This is a genomic window from Pseudomonas sp. SORT22, assembly GCF_018417635.1.
Lineage (GTDB): Bacteria > Pseudomonadota > Gammaproteobacteria > Pseudomonadales > Pseudomonadaceae > Aquipseudomonas.
In genome coordinates this window covers 1,290,826-1,312,633 of sequence record NZ_CP071007.1, presented here as the reverse complement: position 1 = coordinate 1,312,633, position 21,808 = coordinate 1,290,826, and the positions used below count along the sequence as shown (strand labels likewise).

General features: G+C 63.6%; 19 protein-coding genes and 1 pseudogene. 12 read left to right on the top strand and 8 right to left on the bottom strand.

Going from position 1 to position 21,808, the window contains the following annotated elements:
• Positions 1–62: 62 nt before the first annotated feature.
• Positions 63–1,133, bottom strand: a complete 1,071-nt coding sequence (locus JYG36_RS06215) for a glycerophosphodiester phosphodiesterase (protein WP_093387320.1) — start codon at positions 1,131–1,133, stop codon at positions 63–65.
• A 112-nt stretch (positions 1,134–1,245) separates the two neighbouring features.
• Here JYG36_RS06215 and JYG36_RS06210 point away from each other — a divergent pair, with 112 nt between their 5' ends.
• From JYG36_RS06210 to JYG36_RS06190, 5 genes are all read left to right on the top strand, one after another.
• Positions 1,246–2,268 carry a DUF4917 family protein gene (locus tag JYG36_RS06210; protein ID WP_093380001.1) on the top strand — a complete coding sequence of 341 codons (1,023 nt, stop codon included), beginning with the start codon at positions 1,246–1,248 and terminating at the stop codon, positions 2,266–2,268.
• A gap of 86 nt (positions 2,269–2,354) precedes the next feature.
• Complete coding sequence (locus JYG36_RS06205) at positions 2,355–2,894, top strand: RNA polymerase sigma factor (RefSeq protein WP_093379999.1); 540 nt, start codon at positions 2,355–2,357, stop codon at positions 2,892–2,894.
• Entirely contained in the window at positions 2,891–3,844 is a 954-nt protein-coding gene (locus JYG36_RS06200; protein ID WP_195884914.1) for a FecR family protein, read from the top strand. Before JYG36_RS06205 ends, JYG36_RS06200 begins: the two co-directional genes overlap by 4 nt.
• 114 nt (positions 3,845–3,958) lie before the next feature.
• Positions 3,959–6,514 (top strand): TonB-dependent receptor, encoded by a 2,556-nt coding sequence (locus JYG36_RS06195; RefSeq protein ID WP_371128669.1) that lies wholly within the window; start codon positions 3,959–3,961, stop codon positions 6,512–6,514.
• A 95-nt stretch (positions 6,515–6,609) separates the two neighbouring features.
• Positions 6,610–7,503 (top strand): DMT family transporter, encoded by an 894-nt coding sequence (locus JYG36_RS06190; RefSeq protein ID WP_045197562.1) that lies wholly within the window; start codon positions 6,610–6,612, stop codon positions 7,501–7,503.
• Between the two features lie 35 nt (positions 7,504–7,538).
• Here the strand turns inward: JYG36_RS06190 and JYG36_RS06185 are convergent, their stop codons facing one another.
• The 4 genes from JYG36_RS06185 to JYG36_RS06170 form a co-directional block, all read right to left on the bottom strand.
• Complete coding sequence (locus tag JYG36_RS06185; RefSeq protein WP_093379993.1) at positions 7,539–8,756, bottom strand: class I SAM-dependent methyltransferase; 1,218 nt, start codon at positions 8,754–8,756, stop codon at positions 7,539–7,541.
• 109 nt (positions 8,757–8,865) lie between these two features.
• Positions 8,866–9,483: a TPM domain-containing protein gene (locus tag JYG36_RS06180; RefSeq protein ID WP_093379990.1), complete on the bottom strand. Its 618-nt coding sequence runs from the start codon at positions 9,481–9,483 to the stop codon at positions 8,866–8,868.
• Between the two features lie 26 nt (positions 9,484–9,509).
• On the bottom strand, positions 9,510–10,247 hold the full coding sequence (locus JYG36_RS06175) for a TPM domain-containing protein (protein ID WP_093379987.1): 738 nt from the start codon (positions 10,245–10,247) through the stop codon (positions 9,510–9,512).
• On the bottom strand, positions 10,247–10,849 hold the full coding sequence (locus tag JYG36_RS06170) for a LemA family protein (RefSeq protein WP_213603377.1): 603 nt from the start codon (positions 10,847–10,849) through the stop codon (positions 10,247–10,249). The genes JYG36_RS06175 and JYG36_RS06170 overlap by 1 nt, the downstream gene beginning before the upstream one ends.
• Before the next feature lie 182 nt (positions 10,850–11,031).
• Between JYG36_RS06170 and bglX the strand changes: the two genes are divergently transcribed.
• From bglX to JYG36_RS06150, 4 genes are all read left to right on the top strand, one after another.
• A complete protein-coding gene (bglX, locus tag JYG36_RS06165; RefSeq protein ID WP_213603376.1) occupies positions 11,032–13,323 on the top strand; it encodes a beta-glucosidase BglX in 2,292 nt (763 codons plus the stop codon).
• Between the two features lie 60 nt (positions 13,324–13,383).
• Entirely contained in the window at positions 13,384–15,141 is a 1,758-nt protein-coding gene (locus JYG36_RS06160) for a sensor histidine kinase (protein WP_093379981.1), read from the top strand.
• Positions 15,135–16,469: a two-component system response regulator MifR gene (gene mifR, locus JYG36_RS06155; protein ID WP_093379978.1), complete on the top strand. Its 1,335-nt coding sequence runs from the start codon at positions 15,135–15,137 to the stop codon at positions 16,467–16,469. The genes JYG36_RS06160 and mifR overlap by 7 nt, the downstream gene beginning before the upstream one ends.
• A 184-nt stretch (positions 16,470–16,653) precedes the next feature.
• Positions 16,654–17,973, top strand: coding sequence for an MFS transporter (locus JYG36_RS06150; RefSeq protein ID WP_045197546.1), 1,320 nt, complete (start codon positions 16,654–16,656; stop codon positions 17,971–17,973).
• 69 nt (positions 17,974–18,042) lie between these two features.
• On the opposite strand, the gene JYG36_RS06145 is transcribed toward JYG36_RS06150, so the two are convergent.
• The gene (locus JYG36_RS06145) at positions 18,043–18,798 is read right to left on the bottom strand and encodes a COG4705 family protein (protein ID WP_045197544.1); all 756 of its coding nucleotides are present in this window, start codon (positions 18,796–18,798) and stop codon (positions 18,043–18,045) included.
• A gap of 322 nt (positions 18,799–19,120) precedes the next feature.
• Between JYG36_RS06145 and JYG36_RS06140 the strand changes: the two are divergent.
• A pseudogene (locus JYG36_RS06140) lies at positions 19,121–19,366 on the top strand (hypothetical protein); the annotation flags it as partial.
• A gap of 116 nt (positions 19,367–19,482) precedes the next feature.
• A complete protein-coding gene (locus JYG36_RS06135) occupies positions 19,483–20,094 on the top strand; it encodes a flavin reductase family protein (protein ID WP_195884920.1) in 612 nt (203 codons plus the stop codon).
• Here the strand turns inward: JYG36_RS06135 and JYG36_RS06130 are convergent.
• On the bottom strand, positions 20,084–20,326 hold the full coding sequence (locus tag JYG36_RS06130; protein ID WP_213603373.1) for a hypothetical protein: 243 nt from the start codon (positions 20,324–20,326) through the stop codon (positions 20,084–20,086). The genes JYG36_RS06135 and JYG36_RS06130 overlap by 11 nt on opposite strands.
• Before the next feature lie 38 nt (positions 20,327–20,364).
• On the bottom strand, positions 20,365–20,673 hold the full coding sequence (locus JYG36_RS06125; RefSeq protein WP_045197535.1) for an antibiotic biosynthesis monooxygenase family protein: 309 nt from the start codon (positions 20,671–20,673) through the stop codon (positions 20,365–20,367).
• Positions 20,674–20,876: 203 nt separating this feature from the next.
• On the opposite strand from JYG36_RS06125, the gene JYG36_RS06120 reads away from it, so the two are divergent.
• A complete protein-coding gene (locus JYG36_RS06120) occupies positions 20,877–21,806 on the top strand; it encodes an AraC family transcriptional regulator (RefSeq protein ID WP_045197533.1) in 930 nt (309 codons plus the stop codon).
• Positions 21,807–21,808: the final 2 nt, after the last annotated feature.

Sequence of the window (21,808 nt, the reverse complement as noted above, 5' to 3'; positions counted from 1 at the left end):
GTGTCCTGAAAGTCCGTGCAAGGCGCGAAGTCTACGGCAGCCGCGCGGCGCCAGCCAGCCTCTCAGTAGCCCTCGGCACGCAGGATCTGCGCCTCGCTGCGGGCACTGGGGCGGCCCAGATAGCGCAGCAGCTGGCCGCTGCGGTTGCTGAAGATGCCGTCCACACCCGCCTCCAGCACCTGGCGAAAATCCACCGGTTCATCGACGGTGTACACGTGCACCAGCAGGCCCTTGTCGTGGCTGAGCTGGTTCATCCACGGCTGCACCAGGTCGGCGTAACTCTGCGCGCCGCCCCCGGCCAGCGCCGCCGAAGGTCCGGTGCCGATGGCGCCGGCGGCCTTGGCGTAATCCAGCCAGCGCACGAACTCGGCCTTGTCCCGGGGTTGCTGACGGGCATAGAAGGCGGCCTTGTCGGTTTCACCGGATTCGGCGAAGGTCTGCTGCGAGGCGGGCTCGATGCTGCCCTTGCCGATCCACAGCAACAGCACCTTGGGCACCTGGGGCATGTGCTGGTGCAGCAGCGCCAGGCTGTTGCGGTCAAAGCTCTGCAGCACCACCCTGCCCGGCCGCTCGAGCCAGCCACGGGCCTGCAGGGCTTTGTTCAGGTCGGCTTCGATACCGGGAAACAGGTTCGGCACCTTGGTTTCGATGTACAAGCCGGGCTGGCGCTGCGGATTGGCCGCGGCGATGCCCATGACTTCATCGAGGGTCTGGATTTTCAAACCCTTGAAGCTTGCCCGGGCACGTTCGGGGTAGGCCTTGTTGAACCAGCTGCCGACGTCCAGGGATTTCAGCTCGGCCAGGGTGAAGGCACTCACCGGCTGGTCCTGGCGTTCGGGAAAGCGCTCGGCCACGTCGCTGGTGCGCAGCAGGTTATCGTCATGCACAGCAACCAGCACGCCGTCGCTGGAGCGTTGCAGGTCCAGCTCCAGGTAATCGGCGCCCAGCTCCCGTGCCAGCCGGTAGGCCGGCGCCGTGGACTCCGGTGCATCATACGAGGCGCCGCGATGGGCGATCACCGCCGGGTAGGCAATGCCCTGCGCCCTGGCCAATTCAGTGCCCGGCCCGGCCTCGGCCAGCGCCGCCAGCGGCAATAGCGCCAGGCAACATACATGTTTAACGGTTTTGAACATCTTCAGGCTTCCTTTGCTGCGCAGCGAATCCAGCATAGTCGCCAACGCTGATGACAGACCGGTTGCATGCTAAAGTCGCCGGCGATTGCCTGCCCTGCCACAGAGATGCCCGATGCCCCACGCCGACCTCGACGCCAGCCTCAACCACTGGCCAGACCTGAACGCCAGTCACCCCTGCAGCGGCCTGCTGCTGGGCAATGGCGCCAGCCGTGCACTGTGGCGGCCGTTCAGCTACTTCTCGCTGTTCGAGGAGGCCCAGCGGGTGCGGCACAAGCCCCTGAACCTGAGCGATCAGGCGCTGTTCAAGTCGCTGGGCAGCGAGCTGTTCGAACCGGTGCTCAGTGCCCTGAACACCACGGTGCGGATCAACGCCGCGCTGGCGATCAGTTCCTCGGCGCCGCTGAACCGCTACTACGCGATCAAGGAAGCGCTGATCCACGCCATCCGCAGCGTGCACATCCCCTGGCGCATGCTGCCAAGCCAGACCTTGCAACAGATCAACCGCGAGCTGGGCAACTACCAGAGCGTCTACTCCAGCAACTACGACCTGATCTGCCATTGGGCCGCCAGCCAGAAGCCGGAAGGTTTCCAGCAGTTGTTCGACGAAGACGGCAACTTCGATATCCGCCGCACTCGCGGCCCGGGCACGCGCCTGCTGTACCTGCACGGCGGCCTGCACCTGCTCAAGCAGCAGGACGGCAGCACCCGCCAGCGCAGCGCCAGCGACGGCCAGTTGCTCGACGGCTTTGCCGTCAACACCCCCGGTGATGTGCCGCTGTTCGTCAACGAAAGCAGCAGCGACGACAAGCTCAAGGCCATCCGCAGTTCCGATTACTTAAGCTGGGCGCTTGGTGAACTGGCCGGCCATCAAGGCGGCCTGTGCATTTTCGGCCAGCACCTGGACAGCACCGACCGCCACCTGCTGGAGGCGATCAAGCAAGCACGCCCGGCGCACCTGACCATCGCCATCCGGCCGTTAAGCGCAGCCTCGATCATCAGCCAGAAGCAGCACTACGTGCAGCGCTTTGCCGATATGCCCACGCTGCAATTGCACTTCTTCGATGCCAGCAGCCACCCGCTGGGAGCGCCCGGGCTGGAAGTGCCGGTGCCGGTGCCGATCCGCAAGCGGCATTGAGCGGCGACAAAAACAGGCATGGTAAATAACAATTATTCTCGATACCATTCGCAACCTTTCTCTCCGGTCCGTCCTGGAAAGCTTGCATGCCGCGCCCCAAACCCGACCCTTTTGCCCACGACACCTGCCGCGGGTTCTATGCCGACATCCTGCATTTTTTGCGCAAGCGCATGGACAATGCCAACGATGCGGCAGACATGACCCAGGACGTGTTCACCCAGTGGCTGGGCTATCGCGACCGGGCGCGGGTCGAGCAACCACGGGCGTTTCTGTTCCAGATGGCGCGCAACCTGCTCAGCGATCACTGGCGTCGGCAGAAGGTGCGCCATAGCGTGCTCGACGAGGATGCCCAGGCCAGCGAACAGACACCGGCCGGCACAGCCAGCGACCCGCTCAAGCATGCCCAGCAGCAACAACGCCTGGAACAATTGAAACTTGTCCTCGCCGAACTCTCGCCGCGCCGCCGCGAAGCCCTTATGCTGCACCGCTTCGAAGGTTTGACGCAGGCGCAGATCAGCACGCGCATGGGCATTTCCGTAAGCATGGTGGAAAAGCACATCGCCGCGGCCCTGCTGCATTGCAAGCATCGCCTGGACAGTGACAACGGCATGGAGCAGCCAGAATGACCCCCACTCCTGAAATCGATAAGCGCAGCATCGATGCCCAGGCGGCCAGCTGGTTTACCCGTAACCGCAACGACAACTCGCGCGCAGCCCGCAAGGCCTTCGCCCAGTGGCTGCAAAACCCCGAGCATGCCCGCGCCTATGCCCAGTTCGAACAGCTCTGGGACGACCTGGCTGCGCTCAAGAGCCTGAACAAACCGGTCGCCCTGCCCAGCCGCCAACCGTTGCGCTGGCGCCCGGCCCTGGCCATCGCCGCCGGGCTGGTGTGTGCGCTGCTGGCGGCCAACCTGGGCCTGCCGAACCGCCATCACCAGCAACAGCTGGCCGCGCAGAGCGAACGCCCACAACACCTGGCCCTGCCCGATGGCAGCCAGCTGGACGTCAACGCCCGCACCCGGCTGAGCCTGAGTTTTGACAACGAACGCCGGCTGATTCGCCTCGACCAGGGCCAGCTGTACATCGAAGTGGCGCCCGACAAGGAGCGGCCGCTGTTCGTCGATGCCGGCAACGCCCGGGTACGCGTGGTGGGTACCGGTTTCGACCTGCGCCGTGGCCAGCAGGAGCTGGTGCTCAGCGTCGCCCACGGCCAGGTAGCGCTGGAAACCCCCGGCGAGAATCGCCCGCCGCTGCTATTGAGCGCCGGCCAGCGAGCGGTTTATGACCTGGCCCGCGGCAGCCTCAACGTGCACAACCTGAGCGCTGCAGAAATCGCCGACTGGCGCAGCGGCCACGTGAGTTTTCGCAACCGCGAACTGGCCAGCCTGATCGACGAACTGTCGCTTTACCGTACGGCACCGGTGCTGCTCGCCGATCCCTCGTTGGGCCGCTACAAGGTCTCGGGCAATCTTGACGTCAACGACCCTGACGCCCTGCTCACTGCGCTGCCAGTGCTGCTGCCGATCAAGGCGGTGAACCTTGCCGACGGTCGGGTGCGGATCGAACGCAAACAGTAATTTGAGAATATTTTTCATTCGCATGTGAGGGTTTTCCGCAGCCCTGCGTCTTCCTCCCGTCTGCGTAATCACTGCAGGCCTTTTCTGGCCTTTGTTGCCGTATTGGGGGGTTTTATCTTGCGTGCGTTTGCTCCTTTCAAGCCGTTGTCTGTTCGTCCTTCGCTGCTGGCCGCGTGCCTGGCCCTGAGCCTGCAGGCCCAGGCCGCACCGGTGCAACTGAACCTGCCGGCGCAGCCGCTGGCGACGTCGCTGAGCCAGCTGGCGCAGCAGGCCAAGCTGCAACTGCTGTTTGACGAATCCTTGCTCAACAGCGTCCAGGCCCCGGCGCTGCAAGGTGCTTACGAACCGCTCGAAGCAATCAGCCAGTTGCTGCACAACAGCCGCTTTGCCCTGGTCAAGGTCGGCAACACCTATGTGGTGCGCCTGCGTGAAGACAACGATGCTACCGCCGACAACAGCATCCAGCTTGGCGCGGTGAGCGTGGTGGGTAACGGCCAGCAGGTCGACCCGAGCACCGTCGGCCGCTCGACCCTGACCCAGGAAGACATCGACCGCTATCAGCCGAGCAACATCCCCAGCGTGCTCGCGACCCTGCCCGGGGTGAACATGGGCGGTTCGGCCAAGCCTGGCGGCCAGACCATCAACATCTGGGGCCTGGGCGATGCCGAAGACGTGCCGATGACCGTCGACGGCGCGACCAAGAGCGGCTTTGAGCGCTATCAGCAAGGCACCATCTTCATCGAGCCGGAGCTGATCAAGAACATCGAAGTAGAAAAGGGCCCGCACTCGATCTACACCGGCAACGGCGGCTTCGGCGGCAGCGTCAACATGACCACCAAGGACGCCCCCGACCTGCTCCAGGAAGGTCGCAACAGCGGCGCCATGCTCAAGTATGGTTATGCCAGCAACGACCATCAGCAGGTCTACAGCTCGGCATTGTTCGGTCGCACCGACGATGGCCGCATGGACGCCCTGGTGTACCTGACCAAGCGCGACGGCGATGACATGAAACTGGCCGGTACCCTGCCCGACCCCGAGGGCCGCTACCCGATCAACCCCCAGCGCCTGCCCAACAGTGCTCTGGACCTGGACGGCGCGCTGCTCAAGGCCAACATGCACTTTACCGACGAGCACAGCCTGGGCTTCTCCTGGTCGCGCTCGGAAAGTGAGCGCTGGGCGCCGTTCTCTTCCACCGCCTACCCGACGCCGCCGACCCAGTCGGACATCAACAGGTTCGGCTACAAGGATGCCCTCAAGCGCTTCCTGGCCAATCGCACGACCACCGACACCACCTGGTCGACCACCTACAAGTACCAGCCGGTGAACAACCCGCTGATCGACCTGCAGGTCAAATACTCCGAGTCCGACACCAAGCAGACCGATGAGCGCGATGCCACGGCGTTCTTCCAGCCGTCCACCGGCGGGCGCAAGATGGACACCGAATACCAGGACCAGATGCTCGATGTGCGCAACACCAGCCTGTTTACCACCGGCCCGCTGGAGCACGCCTTCACCAGCGGCTTTCAGATCCGCCACCACGACCGTGACACACAGATGTGGATGCCCGGCAAAAGCTACGAGATTCCCAAGTACAACAACGGCCACTACCAGCCGTACTTCATGCCCAGCGGCACCGTCGACAGCCAGGGCTATTTCATCCAGGACGCCATCACCCTCGGTGACGTGACCATCACCCCGTCGCTGCGCTACGACCATGTTGCCAACAAGGGCAAGCCGAACCAGGCGCCGTACTACAACGTTGCCGAGAATGGCCACGACTACAGCGAAAAAACCTACACCGGTTGGTCGCCACGCCTGTCAGTGTTCTGGAAAGCCACCGCCAACACCGCCTTCTTTGCCGACTACAGCAAGACCTGGCGCGCTCCGGTGCTTGATGAGCAATACGAAGTCCAGGGCATCGGCAGCCGCACCGCCAGCAGCCGCAACCTCGACCCGGAACGCATCACCGCCCTGCGTGCCGGTAACGTCACCGACTTTGCCAACGTCTTCACCGCTGACGACAGCATGCAGATCCGCACCACGCTGTTTCGTAACGAGATCAAGGACGAGATCTTCAAGGCCACCGGCATCGGCTGCGAAGCACAGCTGGCCAAGGGCGAAAGCATCTCCGACGCCTGCGGTAAAGGCCTGATGTCCAACTACCGCAACCTCAAGGGTGTGACCATCAAGGGCTTCGAGGTCGAAAGCTTCTACGACTCGACCTACCTGTTCGGTTCGGTGTCCTACTCGTGGATGACCGGCCGCCATGAAGGTGCCTACACCAACCCTTGGGGGCCGGACGTCTGGGCCAAGGACATTCCGGCACCGAAATGGATCACCACCCTGGGTGTGAAGATCCCCAGCTGGGACGCCAAGGTCGGCTGGCAGGCGCAGTTCGTGCGCAAGACCGACCGCCTGCCGAGCGACAACTACCGCGAAGGCCCGGCCAGCGCCCTGGGTGATCGCTATTACGACCACTATGCCAACGACGACTATCAGATCCATGGCCTGTTCGCCAACTGGAAGCCGCAGCAGCCTTACCTGAAAGGCACCGAGGTGAACCTGACGGTGGACAACCTGTTCAACAAGGACTACCGCTCCGAACTCAGTGGCGAGTACGCCTACAGCCAGGGCCGGAACGCCAAGGTCAGCATCACCCGCTTCTTCTGAGGCAACTGTACGGATGAACTTGTCAGCAACTGTAACAAGATCATCCGTCCGCCCTGTGGCTCAATGAAAGCACTTATCTGCCACAGGCGCTCCGTATGTCCAGCCGCGAAAACACCGGGATGGCCCTTGGCCTTCTCGGTGTGATTATTTTCAGCCTGACCCTGCCCATGACGCGCATCGTCGTGCAGGAGCTACACCCCTTGCTCAACGGCCTGGGGCGGGCCTTGCTGGCGGCGATCCCGGCTGCGGCGCTGCTGCTCTGGCGCCGGGAAAAATGGCCAACCTGGGCGCAGATCAAGGGCCTGAGCCTGGTAGCGCTGGGGGTGATCCTCGGCTTTCCGGTGTTCTCGGCCTGGGCCATGCAAAGCGTGCCGGCGTCCCACGGAGCACTGGTCAACGGCCTGCAGCCTTTATGCGTGGCAGTGTACGCCGCCTGGTTGTCCCATGAGCGGCCATCGAAAGCCTTCTGGGCCTGCGCCGCGCTGGGCAGTGCGCTGGTGCTGGCCTACGCGATGATCATGGGCGCCGGGCAGATCCAGGCCGGCGACCTGCTGATGCTCGCGGCGATTGCCGTGGGCGGCCTGGGGTATGCCGAAGGCGGCCGGCTGGCGCGGGAAATGGGCGGTTGGCAGGTGATCTGCTGGGCGCTGGTGCTGTCGGCGCCGCTGTTGCTCGGGCCGGTGATCTACCTGGCCCTGCAGCACCAGGGGCCGGTAAGTGCCAAGGCCTGGTGGGCGTTCGGCTATGTGTCGCTGTTCTCGCAGTTCATCGGCTTCTTTGCCTGGTACGCCGGGCTGGCCTTGGGCGGCATTGCCCGGGTAAGCCAGATCCAGCTGCTGCAGATCTTCTTCACCATCGCCTTTTCGGCGCTGTTCTTTGGCGAGCAGGTCGAGCCGATTACCTGGCTGTTTGCCGCCGGGGTGATTGCCACGGTGGTGCTGGGGCGCAAGACCCGGGTGCAGCCTGCGCCTGTGCGGGGCCTGGGCTGACGCGATCGCGGGTCAAGTCAAGGCGTCCCGATGATTCAGGCAGGAATCAAGCCATCGGCGCGCAACAAGGTCTCCAGGCAATGCTCCTTGACCCCGTAGAAGTCCTTGAGCTGCTGGATCTTCTCCAACAATGCTGAAGCCTCAACCGGTGCCTGGCGCTTGACCGCCAGGATCATCTTGTTCTTGTTGGTGTGCTCCAGGGAAATGAACTCGAAAACCTTGGTTTCGTAACCGCAGGCTTCCAGGTACAAGGCGCGCAAGCTGTCGGTGAGCATCTCGGCCTGCTGGCCCAGGTGCAATCCGTACTGCAGCATCGGCTTGAGCAAGCCTGGGCTGTGCAGTTGCGGGCGGATCTGCTTGTGGCAGCACGGCGAGCACATGATGATCGCCGCGCCGCAACGAATGCCGGTATGAATCGCGTAATCGGTGGCGATATCGCAGGCATGCAAGGCGATCATCACCTCGATGGCGCTGGGCACCACACTGCGCACGTCACCGCATTCGAACACCAGGCCCGGGTGCTCCAGGCGCGAGGCCGCGGCGTTGCACAGCTCGACCATGTCCGCGCGCAGTTCGACGCCGGTAACCTGCGCCTCGCGCTGCAGGGTATTGCGCAGGTAATCGTGGATGGCGAAAGTCAGGTAGCCCTTGCCCGAGCCGAAGTCGGCCACCCGCAGCGTCTGGTCGGCGGCCAGCGGCGCCGAATTCAGGGCATGGGAAAACACTTCGATGAACTTGTTGATCTGCTTCCACTTGCGCGACATCGCCGGGATCAGCGCCTGCTGCTTGTCGGTCACGCCCAGGTCGTGCAAGAACGGCCGGCTCAGCTCCAGGTAGCGCTTTTTCTCGCGGTCATGCTCCCCGGCCGGCGCCTGGCGCGCCTGCTGCACGGCGCTGCGATGGAGCATCGGCTTGCCCTTCTTGCTGAATTCCAGCTGCGCTTCGTCGCTGAGGCTGAGCAGATGGGCGTTGCGAAACGACGCCGGCAGCAGCTCATCGACCAGCGCCAGGGCTTCATCGTTGCCCAGGTTGCGGGTGATGTCGCGGGTCTTGTAGCGGTAGACGAACGACACGCAAGCCTGGCCCTTGACTGTCAGCGGCTTGGCGATGATGCGCTGCAGGGTTTCTTCGTTGCCGACATGGCGCGCCAGCACCAGCTTGATCAGGGCGTTCTGTTCCAGGCTGGTGGCGAGCAGGCTCAGAAACTGCGCACGCGCATCCGGCGCGGCCTGGGCGGTGGGGGAATCGGACATCGGGAAAGGGTGCCTCGGGTTGCGGAGGGGGCGCAGGGATGCGCAGTGCCGGGAATTTTACGTGGATGCGCTTTCCCTGCACAGCTTTTGTCGACCGATGCCGCCGCGGCTAACCGAGCACCACCAGGCGGTTGGGCAGCTCGTTGCGCTCGTGAGTCTGCGGCACATGGGTGCGCAGCAGCTCGCCGCAGGCCTCGATGCAACTGACGAACCCCTGCAGCGTCTGGCCCTGGCGCACCTGTGCGGTAAAGCGCTTGACGATCGCGTCCCAGACCTTGTTGTCCAGGTGCCGGGAGATGCCTTCATCGACGAGAATCTCGACATAGCGCTCGGCCTCGCTGACAAAGATCAGCATGCCGGTGCCACCCACGGTGTGGTGCAGGTTCTGTTCGAGAAACTGCCGGCGGGCCAGGTTCGCCGCGCGCCAGTGGCGCACCGAGCGCGGAATCAGGCGGGTGGTCAGCGACGGGATGCGAAACAGCAGGCACAAGGCAATAAAGGTCAGCCACTGCACGATCAGCAAACTGTGCACGCTCATCCAGCCGCTGAGGTAATGGACGACGCCCGGCACCACCAGGGCCAGCAGGCTGGCCCACAGCAAGGGGATATAGGCATAGTCGTCGGCGCGGCTGGCCAGCACCGTGACCAGTTCGGCATCGGTATGCCGCTCGACCCGGGCAATGGCTTCAGCGACCTGGCGCTGTTGTTGTTCAGTGAGCAAAGTCATGCGCTGCGCTACCCGTTGTTGTTCATTTACCAGCCCCCCGACGACCCACCGCCGCCGAAGCTGCCCCCGCCACCGCTGAAGCCCCCTCCGCCACCGCCGCCGCCAAAACCACCGCCGCCGTAGCCACCGCCGAAACCGCCGCCCATGCCGCCGCGCCCGCTGCCGCCAAGGCCCAGCGACTGCAGGGCGAACACCACCAGGATCAGCAGGATGAACAAACCGATGCCCCAGGCCGGCGCACCGTCCTGGCCATCGTTGCCCAGCGCCCGCGAAGGCTCGGCCAAGGGGTTGCCGCCCAGCACCTGGAGTATCGCCGCCGTGCCCTGGACGATGCCCTGACTGTACTCGCCACGACGAAACGCCGGGGTGATGATGCGGTTGATGATCACCGACGACTGCGCATCGGTCAGGCGCTCTTCCAGGCCATAGCCGACTTCGATGCGCAGCTTGCGCTCCTGGGGGGCGACGATCAACAGCGCGCCGTTGTCCTTGCCTTTCTGGCCAATGCCCCAGTGACGGCCGAGCTGGTAGCCGTAGTCTTCGATGCTCTGCCCCTGCAGGTCGGCCAGGGTCACCACCACGACCTGTTCGCCGGTGCCCTGCTCATGGGCCTTGAGCATGTTGTCGAGCTGGCTGCGGCTGGCACCGTCGAGCAGGCCGGCGTTGTCCACCACCCGCCCGCTCAGCGCCGGGAAGCTGAGCTCGGCGCGCAGCGGCGTAGCGATCAGCAGCGCTAGCAGCAGCGCAAGCTTGAACAGGCGCATCAGAATTTCACTTCAGGCGCTTTTTCGGCATCGGCGCTGGTGGCCTCGAAGTTCTCGCGGATCGGCAGGTCGCTGTACATCACGCTGTGCCAGAGTCGCCCGGGAAAGGTGCGAATCTCGGTGTTGTAGCGCTGCACGGCGGCGATGAAATCCTTGCGCGCCACGGCGATGCGGTTCTCGGTGCCTTCCAGTTGCGACTGCAAGGCCAGGAAGTTCTGGTTCGACTTGAGGTCCGGGTAACGCTCGGACACCACCATCAAGCGGCTCAAGGCCCCGGTCAGCTGCGACTGCGCCTGCTGAAATTGTTGCAACTTTTGTGGATCGTCCAGCGTACTGGCATCGACCTGGATCGAGGTCGCCTTGGCCCGGGCTTCTATGACCGCGGTCAGGGTTTCCTGCTCCTGCCTGGCGTAGCCTTTGACCGTTTCGACCAGGTTGGGAATCAGGTCGGCGCGGCGCTGGTACTGGTTCTGCACCTGAGCCCAGGCGGCCTTTACCTGCTCGTCGTAGTTGGGGATGTTGTTGATCCCGCAACCGGCCAGCAGGCTGCCAAACATCAGCAGCAGCCACAGGCGTACGCCCTTGAATTGAATTACCTGCATGTCGCTACGCTCCTTGATCGCCGTGATTCACCGGACTTGAGGCATAATCCGTCATCGCCGCTGGATCGGGATCGCCCAATCGGCTAAAAGATGCCCCAGCAAACTACAACAATAGCCGCTTCCCCAACTTCGGCTGGGCAGTATCACCGTGAATACTGCCGCAAGCCTTGAGAACAGAATTCATGAACAAGCTGTGTTTGCTGGGTCTGGTTGTCAGCCTGGCCAGTCAATCGGCCTTTGCCGACACCTCTGCCGCCCCGCTGCAGGACAAACAGGCGTTCATCGCCAACCTGATCAAGCAGATGACCCTGGATGAAAAGATCGGCCAGTTGCGCCTGATCAGCATCGGCCCGGAAATGCCCCGCGAGATGATCCGCAAGGAAATCGCTGCCGGCCGCATCGGCGGTACCTTCAACTCGATCACCCGCGCAGAAAACCGGCCGATGCAGGATGCCGCTGCCAAGAGCCGGCTGAAGATCCCGATGTTCTTCGCCTACGACGTGATCCACGGCCACCGCACGATCTTCCCGATCAGCCTGGGCCTGGCCGCCAGCTGGGACATGGAAGCGATCGCCAAGGTTGGCCGGGTGTCCGCCGCCGAGGCCGCCTCCGACGGCATCGACATGACCTTCGCACCGATGGTCGACATCGCCCGCGACCCGCGCTGGGGCCGTACCAGTGAAGGCTTCGGCGAAGACACCTACCTGGTCTCGCGCATCTCCAAGGTGATGGTCGAATCCTTCCAGGGCCCGAGCCCGGCGGCGGCAACCAGCCTGATGGCCGCGGTCAAGCACTTCGCCCTGTACGGCGCGGTGGAAGGCGGGCGCGACTACAACACGGTCGACATGAGCCCGACCAAGATGTTCAACGACTACCTGCCACCCTACCGCGCCGCCATCGATGCCGGCGCCGGCGGGGTCATGGTGGCGCTGAACTCGATCAACGGCGTTCCGGCGACCTCCAACACCTGGTTGATGAACGACCTGCTGCGCAAGGACTGGGGCTTCAAAGGCGTGACCGTCAGCGACCACGGGGCGATCACCGAGCTGGTGCGTCACGGTGTCGCCCGCGATGGCCGCGAAGCCGCCAAGCTGGCGATCAAGGCCGGCATCGACCTGAGCATGAACGACTCGCTGTACGGCGAAGAGCTGGCCAGCCTGCTCAAGGCCGGTGAAATCCAGCAGGCCGATATCGACAACGCCGTGCGCGAAGTGCTCGGCGCCAAGTACGACATGGGCCTGTTCGAAGACCCCTACCGGCGCATCGGCAAGGCCAGCGACGACCCGGCCGACACCTATGCCGACAGCCGCCTGCACCGCGCCGAGGCCCGTGACGTCGCGCGCCGCAGCCTGGTCTTGCTGGAAAACCGCCAGCAGACCCTGCCGCTGGCAAAAGCCGGCACCATCGCCCTGGTCGGCCCGCTGGCCGATGCCCCGATCGACATGATGGGCAGCTGGGCCGCCGCCGGCCGCCCGCAGCAATCGATCACTGTGCGCGAAGGCATGCGCCAGGCGCTCGGTGACAAGGCCAAGGTGATCTACGCCAAAGGCTCCAACGTCACCCACGACAAGGCCATCCTCGACTACCTGAACTTCCTCAACTTCGATGCCCCGGAAATCATCGACGATCCGCGCCCTGCCGCGGTGCTGATCGATGAAGCGGTCAAGGCTGCCAGGCAGTCCGACGTGGTGGTGGCGGTGGTGGGCGAGTCCCGTGGCATGTCCCACGAATCGTCCAGCCGCACCACCCTGGAAATCCCCGCCGCCCAGCGCGAGCTGATCAAGGCCCTGAAAGCCACCGGCAAACCGCTGGTGCTGGTGCTGATGAACGGCCGGCCGCTGTCGCTGGCCTGGGAACGCGAGCAGGCCGATGCGATTCTGGAAACCTGGTTCAGCGGCACCGAAGGCGGCAACGCCATTGCCGACGTGCTGTTCGGCGACTACAACCCGTCGGGCAAGCTGGCGATCACCTTCCCGCGCTCGGTCGGGCAGATCCCGATGTACTACAACCACCTGAGCATCGGCCGCCCGTTCACCCCAGGCAAGCCAGGCAACTACACCTCGCAGTACTTTGAAGAGCCAAACGGCCCGCTGTACCCCTTCGGCTACGGCCTGAGCTACAGCGACTTCAGCCTGGCGAACCTGAAGCTTTCGAGCAAGACGGTCAAACAGGGCCAGGACCTGGAAGCCAGCATCGTGGTCAAGAACACCGGCAAGCGTGATGGCGAAACCGTGGTGCAGCTGTACCTGCAGGACGTCACCGCGTCCATGAGCCGCCCGGTCAAGGAGCTGAAGAACTTCCAGAAAGTCATGCTCAAGGCTGGCGAAGAACGCACCCTGCGCTTCACCATCAAAGCCGACGACCTGAAGTTCTACAACGGCCAGCTGCAATGGGCGGCGGAACCGGGCGAGTTCCGGGTCCAGGTCGGCCTCGATTCGCAGGCCGTGCAACAACAGAGCTTCGAGCTGCTGTAACAACGTTGCCATGCTCCAAGGGAAGGCCAGGAGGCCTTCCCCACTGCCGGGACTTGCACCATGCCTTCTTCCTTTCGCGCCCTGCGTCTGGGCCTGATTCTGTTCTTCATCCTTGCCGGTACCCTGCTGACCGCAGGCTGGGCCATGCACCATGCCAAGCGCCAGTCGATGGTCGAGGATGCCCGCCGGGCCAATGAGCAACTGGGGCTGTATGCCACGTCGCTGCACACCCTGATCGAGCGCTACCGCGCCTTGCCCGCCGTGCTGGCACTCGACCCGGAACTGATCAGCGCCTTGCGCGGGCCAGTCGCAGGCCCGGTGCAGGACGCCCTGAACCGCAAACTGGAACGCATCAACGGCGCGGCCAATTCCTCGACCCTGGAACTGCTCGACCGCACCGGCCTGGCCGTGGCCGCCAGCAACTGGCGCCTGCCCAGCACCTATGTCGGCTCCAACTATGGCTTTCGCCCGTACTTCAAGCAGACCCGCAGCCAGGGCAGCGGCCGCTTCTATGCGGTGGGCGTGACCAGCGGCGTGCCGGGGTATTTCTTGTCCAGTGCCGTGCATGATGAAAACAGCCGCTTTCTCGGCGCCATGGTGGTCAAGCTGGAGTTCCCCGAGCTTGAGCGCGAATGGCGCCAGGGCAGCGATATCCTCCTGGTCAGCGACGCCCGCGGGATCATCTTCATCGCCAACCAGGACGGCTGGCGCTACCGCGAACTGCAACCATTGAGCAGCGCCGACCGCGCGGAACTGGCCGCTACCCGCCAGTACGACAAGCAACCGCTGGTGCCATTGCAGCACCATATCCTCAGCAGCTTCGACGCCAACAGCCACCTGATGCGCGTGCAGGGCCCCGAGGGCAGCACCGATTACCTGTGGGAAAGCCTGCCGCTGGAGGCCGAAGGCTGGACCCTGCACCTGCTGCGCAAGCCGCAGGTCAGCGATGACGGGCGCAACGCCGCGCTGGCCGCCGCTGCCGTGTGGCTAAGCCTGGTGTTCGCCCTGTTGTTCATCAGCCAGCGCCTGCGCCTGGCGCGCTTGCGCCAACGCAGCCGCGAAGAGCTCGAACGCCTGGTCGAGGCCCGCACCCGCGACCTGCGCACCGCCCAGGAAGGCCTGGTGCAATCGGCCAAACTGGCGGCGCTGGGGCAGATGTCGGCGGCCCTGGCCCACGAAATCAACCAACCCTTGACCACCCAGCGCATGCAACTGGCAACCCTGCGCCTGCTGCTCGACAACCAGCGCCTGGACGAAGCGCGCCAGGCCCTGGAGCCGCTGGAGCAGATGCTGACGCGCATGGCGGCGCTCACCGGGCACCTGAAGACCTTCGCCCGCAACAGCCCCAGCGGCCTGCGCGAACGCCTGGACCTGGCCACCGTGGTCGACCAGGCGCTGCAGTTGCTCGATGCGCGGATCCGCGCCGAAGACGTCAGCGTCGCCCTGTACCTGGCCCGCCCGGCCTGGGTGCGCGGCGATGCGATCCGCCTTGAGCAGGTGCTGATCAACCTGCTGCGCAACGCCCTGGATGCCATGGCCGAAAAGAGCTACAAACGCCTTGAGGTGCGCATCGATGCCGAGCAGGAGCACTGGCGCCTGAGCGTGCTCGACAGCGGTGGCGGTATCCCCGCCGAACACCTGGGCAGTGTCTTCGACCCGTTCTTCACCACCAAGCCGGTGGGCGAAGGATTGGGCCTGGGCCTGGCGATTTCCTATGGCATCATTCACGAAGCCGGTGGCCGCCTGCAGGTTGAAAACCAGCCCGGCGGCGCCCGTTTCAGCCTGACCCTGCCTATGGACCCGGAACCTGCATGTTGAACTCAGTAATGGTCGTCGACGATGAAGCCAGCATCCGCACCGCCGTAGAGCAGTGGCTGAGCCTGTCGGGCTTCAACGTGCAACTGTTCAGCCGCGCCGAAGACTGCCTTGAGCAACTGCCCGGGCACTTCCCCGGGGTGATCCTCAGTGACGTGCGCATGCCAGGGATGGACGGCCTGCAGTTGCTTGGAAAGCTGCAGGCCAGCGATGCCGACCTGCCGGTGATTCTGCTCACCGGGCACGGCGATGTGCCGATGGCGGTCGAGGCCATGCGCAACGGCGCCTACGACTTTCTGGAAAAACCCTTCAGCCCCGAAGCCCTGCTCGGCAGCCTGCGCCGCGCCCTGGAAAAACGCCAGCTGGTGCTGGAGAACCGCCGCCTGCATGAGCAGGCCGATTTCAAGGTGCGCCTGGAGGCGAACCTGCTGGGTGTGTCCCTGGGCATGCAGCAGTTGCGCAAGCAGGTGCTGGACCTCGCCAGCCTGCCGGTCAATGTGCTGATTCGCGGCGAAACCGGCAGCGGCAAGGAGCAGGTCGCACGCTGCCTGCACGACTTCGGCCCGCGCGCCGGCAAGCCTTTCGTTGCCCTCAACTGCGCGGCAATCCCAGAGCAACTGTTCGAGGCCGAGCTGTTCGGCCATGAAAGCGGCGCCTTCACCGGCGCCCAGGGCAAGCGCATCGGCAAGCTTGAATACGCCAACGGCGGCACGGTGTTCCTCGACGAAATCGAAAGCATGCCGCTGGCCCAGCAGGCCAAGCTGCTGCGCGTGCTGCAGGAGCAGAAGCTCGAACGCCTGGGCGCCAACCAGAGCATCAGCGTCGACCTGCGGATCATCGCCGCAACCAAGCCCGACCTGCTTGAAGAAGCCCGCGCCGGACGCTTTCGCGAAGACCTCGCGTACCGCCTGAACGTCGCCGAATTGCGCCTGGCGCCGTTGCGCGAGCGCCGTGAAGACATTCCGCTGCTGTTCAACCACTTTGCCCGTCTGGCCGCCGAGCGCGTTGGCCGCAACGCGCCGCTACTCAGTGGCGCGCACCTGGGCAAGCTGCTGGGGCACGACTGGCCGGGCAACGTCCGTGAACTGGCCAACGCCGCCGAACGCCATGCCCTGGGCCTGGGCGAGCCGGCAGCGGCGCCCATCGAAGCCGGGCAGTCGCTGGCCGCCCAGCAGGAGGCCTTCGAGGCCCAGTGCCTGCGCGCCGCCTTGAGCCGGCACAAGGGCGAGATCAAGGCGGTCATGGAAGAGCTGCAACTGCCGCGGCGCACCCTCAACGAGAAGATGCAACGCCACGGCCTGTTGCGTGAAGATTTTCTCGGCCCTGCTTGATCGAAACGCCGATCAACATAAGCGGATTTTCGCCGACCCACCCGTTTGAATAGGCGGATTTCCGCTCACCACATCCATACAACCCTTCTAGACCGGGCTTCCAGCACCTGGCACAGCTTCTGCTATAGCCCTGGCAGGCTGCGTTTCGGCGCGCTCCACAAAAACAACTATGAAGGTCCCTTCGATGGATAACTCCACCACCCTGCCCGCCGGGGCGGCCGTTGCGCCCGCCGCGGAAAAAACCACCCGAAGCCGACTCAAGTCGATTTTCAGCGGTTCGATCGGCAACATGGTCGAATGGTACGACTGGTACGTTTACGCCGCGTTTTCCCTGTACTTCGCCAAAGCCTTCTTCCCTGCTGGCGACACCACTGCCCAGTTGCTCAACACCGCTGCGATCTTCGCCGTGGGCTTTTTGATGCGCCCGATCGGCGGCTGGCTGATGGGTATCTACGCCGACCGCAAGGGCCGCAAGGCCGCACTGATGGCCTCGGTACTGCTGATGTGCGCAGGCTCGCTGGTCATCGCCCTGACCCCGGGCTATGAAACCATCGGCGTCGCCGCACCGGTACTGCTGGTCATCGCCCGCCTGATGCAAGGCCTGTCGGTAGGCGGTGAGTACGGCACCTCCGCCACCTACCTCAGCGAGATGGCCACCAAGGAACGCCGTGGCTTCTTCTCCAGCTTCCAGTACGTGACGCTGATCTCCGGCCAGCTCATCGCCCTGGCGGTGCTGATCATCTTGCAGCAGACCCTGACCACCGAGCAGCTGTATGCCTGGGGCTGGCGCGTACCCTTCGTGATCGGCGCACTGTGCGCGGTGGTTGCCCTGTACCTGCGTCGCGGCATGGAAGAAACCGCCTCCTTCACCAAGAAGGAAAAGTCCAAGGAAAGCCTGATGCGCACCCTGATGCGCCATCCGAAAGAGCTGGCTACCGTGGTCGGCCTGACCATGGGCGGCACCCTGGCCTTCTACACCTACACCACCTACATGCAGAAGTACCTGGTGAACACGGTGGGCATGAGCATCTCCGACTCGACCACCATTTCGGCGGCCACCCTGTTCCTGTTCATGTGCCTGCAGCCGGTCATCGGCAGCCTCTCCGACAAGATCGGCCGACGCCCGATCCTGATCGCCTTCGGCGTGCTCGGCACCCTGTGCACGGTCCCGATCCTGACCACCCTGCACACCATCGAAACCTGGTGGGGCGCGTTCTTCCTGATCATGGCGGCGCTGATCATCGTCAGCGGCTACACCTCGATCAACGCCGTGGTCAAAGCCGAGCTGTTCCCGACCGAAATCCGCGCCCTGGGCGTTGGCCTGCCGTACGCCCTGACCGTGTCGATCTTCGGCGGTACCGCTGAATACGTCGCGCTGTGGTTCAAGAGCATCGGCATGGAGACCGGCTACTACTGGTATGTGACTGCCTGTATCGCCTGCTCGTTGCTGGTGTATGTATTCATGAAGGACACCCGCAAGCATTCGCGGATCACCACTGACTGACAGCCAACTTTGCGCTGTAAATGAAAAGGGGCGTCCAGCAATGGACGCCCCTTTTTTGCATGACCCGGTTCAGGACAACTCGGCCAGTGCCTGGCGCTGATTGCGATTGTTGTAGTAATAGGCCAGGCCGATCATCGCCAGCAAGATACCGCCCAATACCGCCGATGAGCCTACCGTGCCGAAGTCCAGGCCGCCCTTTTCATGGGGTTTGGTGAGGAAGTCGCCCAAAGTCGCACCAAAGGGCCGGGTCAGCACGAAGGCGATCCAGAACAACACCACGCCGGACAGCCGGGTCCAGTACCGGGCCAGCACCACCAAACCGATGGCACTGCCGATCAGCAAGGCGCCACCGGCAAAGCCCAGGCCCGAATCGTCTGCCAGGTAGTCGCCCAGCGCCGTGCCCAGGGTGTTGGAGAACAGGATCGCCACCCAGTAAAACAGCTCGCCCTTGCGCGTCTTGATGTGATTGACGTTGAGCGGATTGCCGCTAAGGCGCCAGAGGGCAAAGGTCAGCAACAGAATGCCGATCAGGATCGCCGAGCCGGTGGCGTAGCCCAGGCCCAGCGTGCGGTCCATGAAGTCGGACATGGTCGTGCCGGCGGTGCTGGTGGAAAGGATTACCAGCCAGTACAGCACTGGGTGGTAGGCCCTGGAAAACAGTTGGGTGACCAGGGTGGCGAGAAACACGCTGATCAGGATCAGCGAGCTCATGGCGTAGCCCACGTTCAATGTCATTGAAAGCAGGTCGCCGGCGGTCTCGCCGAGGGTGGTGGCGCAGATCTTCATGACCCAGAAGGCCAAGGTGATCTGGGGGAGTTTATTCATCGGGTAGCGCTCCAGTGTCAGGTGCGGCAGAGACTGCGCAAGCGCCGATGAAAAATCGGTAGTGGGCTGATGAAAAAAGTGTTTTGGCCGGTTTAACGACTGATTAATCCTGGGGGGGCATTGTTCACCCATGGGAGATCGGGTTGCCTGCATCGCGGGTCAAGCCCGCTCCCACAGGTGCGCGATAAAGGCGGGACTGTCGCCAAAAACATCTAGTTATTCGATTTTTATACGCTATTTTTTGCGCTTTTTAATCAATTTAATCGGCGTAGCATTAAACCCATAGAAACAAACAACCCCTCACCACCTCGGAGCAACGACCATGAAAAGCAAACTGATCCTGACCCTGGCCTTCTCGGTACTGGCTGCCAACGCATTCGCCGAAGACGGCTTCGACCACACCAACGGCCACAACTTCAGCGCCGTGCAAAGCCAGTCGGCCACTTATGCAGAAGATGGTTTCGATCGCACCGGCGCGGCCAAATTTGCCGAAGACGGTTTCGATCGCACTGGCGGCGCCAAATTCGCTGAAGACGGCTTCGATCGCACTCAGGCCCACCGCATCAGCTAACCCCTGCTGCGACGCAGTCAGCCCGGCTTCGGCCGGGCTTAGTCATTTTCAGCAAGGCCAAGCCTTGGCACACTAGAGGCTTACTCACAGGGAAGGCCTTCGGGCCAGCGCAGATGTATTACTACGAACCGGCAAAAGGCCACGGCCTGCCCCACGATCCGTTCAATGCCATCGTCGGCCCCCGCCCGATTGGCTGGATTTCCTCCCAGGACGCCGAAGGTCGCCTGAACCTTGCGCCCTACAGCTTCTTCAACGCCTTCAACTACATTCCGCCGATCATTGGTTTTTCCAGCGTCGGGCGTAAAGACAGCCTGAACAACATCGAGCAGACCGGCGAGTTCGCCTGGAACCTGGCCACCCTGCCGCTGGCCGAGGCCATGAACCAGAGCTGCGCTGCGGTTGCGCCGCAGGTCGACGAGTTCGCCCTGAGCGGGCTGACGCCCGTCGCGTCAAAGGTGATTGCGGTGCCGCGGGTGCAAGAAAGCCCGGTGTCGTTCGAGTGCAAGGTGACCCAGATCATCCAGCTGCAAAGTGCCGACCAGGCATTGGTGCCTAGCTGGCTGGTGCTGGGTGAAGTGGTGGCGGTGCATATCGCCGAGCACCTGCTCAAGGACGGTATCTACGATACCGCTGCGGGCCAGCCGATCCTGCGTGGCGGCGGCCCGGCGGATTACTTCGAGCTGGGCAACCTGTTCAAAATGGCCCGCCCGCAGGTCAACAGCTGAGTTGCCAGACCAGCTCGGCGTCGTCATCGACGCCCTGCAGGCGTTCAAGTTCGGCGCAGGCTGCTTCATCAGCGGCCAATGCGGTCTTGAAGGTCTGCTCCAGCAAGACCTTGTGAAAGCGCGGCGCCCCGGAGGCGCCCAGGCCTTTGACGGCGATGGCGGCGTGGTAGCCGTCGTCGCCGCGCACGGCTGCCGATACTGCTTCGAACTGGGAAAATTCTTTACGTGCCATGTGCCTTGAATCCACATCAATTGCCGAAAGCCGCCATTCTAACCTGCAGATGGTTCGCCGAAGGTATGCAGGTCGAGGCTGTCGACCACCCGCGCCTGTACCAACTCACCGAACAGCTCGAGGGTCGGTGAAGCGAAGTAGCCACTCATCGATTGCTGATCGCGCCAGAAGCCGCTGAGCAGCCACAGGTCGGCGTCGGCCTGGGAGCGTTGCAGGCTGAATTTCAGGCAGCCGGGGGCCTGGCGCGAGGGTTCCAGCAGATCACGCAGGCGCTCGCCCAGTTCGTCTGAACGACCACTGCTGGCGCGGATAAAAGCAAGGTGGGTGACCGATTGTGCCGAGGTCATGAGCGTTTCTCCATGTGCAGCCAGATGAAATTGCCAGGCTGCACAGGTTAGGCCACGCGCCTGCGCGGCGGTTAGGCGATTCCTGTCGAGCGCTTGCCTGATCCTGCGCGCCTTGCAGGATCAGGCAAGCAGGCGGCAGCTTTCGACTAGCGCCGTGGCTTGCACAAACCTATCCTGCAGTCGTTCTCCGAGGAATCGCTCCCATGTCCGCTACCGACCCCAACCGCTTGATCCTCGACCCTGCCCTGGAGCGCCAGCGCCAGGAGCTGGCGGATCTTATCCAGCGCCATGCACCACGCCAGGCTGGCGTCGAGTCGGCGGTTGAAGACCTGTTTCTGGTGCGCTACGAAGAAAGCGTGCGCTCCATGCCGGCCCTGGCGGAGCCTGCGCTGTGCATCCTGGCCCATGGCAGCAAGGAGGTGTGCCTGGGCGACGAGCGCTATATGTACGACCCGTTGCATTACATGGTGGTGTCGGTGGCACTACCGATCAGCGGCGTGCTGCTCGAGGCCAGCCCGGAAAACCCCAGCCTGGGCGTGCGCCTGAACATCGACCCGGCGCAGATCAACAACCTGCTGGCCGATGCCGGCCCGCTGGGCGTACCGAGCTTGCCGTCGGGGCGCGGGCTGTATGTGGAACGGACCGATCCGCTGTTGCTCGATGCGTTGCTGCGGCTGATTCGTTTGCTCGATTCACCCAAGGACATCCCGATCCTCGCACCGCTGATCCAGCGCGAGATTCTCTATCGGCTGCTACGAGGCCCGCAGGGTTACCGGCTGTATGAAATCGCCATGGCCAACAGCCAGACCCACCGGGTGTGCCAGGCCATCGAATGGCTCAACCAGCACTTTGATCGGCCATTGCGCATCGACGAACTGGCGCGCGAGGTCAACCTCAGTACTTCGACCCTGCATCACCGGTTCAAGGCAGTGACGTCCATGAGCCCGTTGCAGTACCAGAAGCAGTTGCGCCTGCAGGAAGCGCGGCGGCTGATGCTTAATGACGGGCTGGAGGCGGCAGTGGCGGGTTATCGCGTGGGCTATGAAAGCCCATCGCAGTTCAGCCGCGAGTACAGCCGCTTGTATGGGGCGCCGCCGGTGCGCGACCTGGCAAGGTTGCGCAGCGCGCTCTAGAT

Excerpts from the sequence above, each read along its gene's own strand:
- JYG36_RS06175 (WP_093379987.1), bottom strand. The coding sequence starts at position 10,247 with ATGCGCCTGTTCAAGCTTGCGCTGCTGCTAGCGCTGCTGATCGCTACG.
- JYG36_RS06190 (WP_045197562.1), top strand. The coding sequence starts at position 6,610 with ATGTCCAGCCGCGAAAACACCGGGATGGCCCTTGGCCTTCTCGGTGTG.
- JYG36_RS06210 (WP_093380001.1), top strand. The coding sequence starts at position 1,246 with ATGCCCCACGCCGACCTCGACGCCAGCCTCAACCACTGGCCAGACCTG.
- JYG36_RS06170 (WP_213603377.1), bottom strand. The coding sequence starts at position 10,849 with ATGCAGGTAATTCAATTCAAGGGCGTACGCCTGTGGCTGCTGCTGATG.
- JYG36_RS06120 (WP_045197533.1), top strand. The coding sequence starts at position 20,877 with ATGTCCGCTACCGACCCCAACCGCTTGATCCTCGACCCTGCCCTGGAG.
- JYG36_RS06215 (WP_093387320.1), bottom strand. The coding sequence starts at position 1,133 with ATGTTCAAAACCGTTAAACATGTATGTTGCCTGGCGCTATTGCCGCTG.
- JYG36_RS06150 (WP_045197546.1), top strand. The coding sequence starts at position 16,654 with ATGGATAACTCCACCACCCTGCCCGCCGGGGCGGCCGTTGCGCCCGCC.
- JYG36_RS06135 (WP_195884920.1), top strand. The coding sequence starts at position 19,483 with ATGTATTACTACGAACCGGCAAAAGGCCACGGCCTGCCCCACGATCCG.
- JYG36_RS06185 (WP_093379993.1), bottom strand. The coding sequence starts at position 8,756 with ATGTCCGATTCCCCCACCGCCCAGGCCGCGCCGGATGCGCGTGCGCAG.
- JYG36_RS06205 (WP_093379999.1), top strand. The coding sequence starts at position 2,355 with ATGCCGCGCCCCAAACCCGACCCTTTTGCCCACGACACCTGCCGCGGG.
- JYG36_RS06125 (WP_045197535.1), bottom strand. The coding sequence starts at position 20,673 with ATGACCTCGGCACAATCGGTCACCCACCTTGCTTTTATCCGCGCCAGC.
- bglX (WP_213603376.1), top strand. The coding sequence starts at position 11,032 with ATGAACAAGCTGTGTTTGCTGGGTCTGGTTGTCAGCCTGGCCAGTCAA.
- mifR (WP_093379978.1), top strand. The coding sequence starts at position 15,135 with ATGTTGAACTCAGTAATGGTCGTCGACGATGAAGCCAGCATCCGCACC.
- JYG36_RS06200 (WP_195884914.1), top strand. The coding sequence starts at position 2,891 with ATGACCCCCACTCCTGAAATCGATAAGCGCAGCATCGATGCCCAGGCG.
- JYG36_RS06180 (WP_093379990.1), bottom strand. The coding sequence starts at position 9,483 with ATGACTTTGCTCACTGAACAACAACAGCGCCAGGTCGCTGAAGCCATT.
- JYG36_RS06130 (WP_213603373.1), bottom strand. The coding sequence starts at position 20,326 with ATGGCACGTAAAGAATTTTCCCAGTTCGAAGCAGTATCGGCAGCCGTG.
- JYG36_RS06160 (WP_093379981.1), top strand. The coding sequence starts at position 13,384 with ATGCCTTCTTCCTTTCGCGCCCTGCGTCTGGGCCTGATTCTGTTCTTC.
- JYG36_RS06145 (WP_045197544.1), bottom strand. The coding sequence starts at position 18,798 with ATGAATAAACTCCCCCAGATCACCTTGGCCTTCTGGGTCATGAAGATC.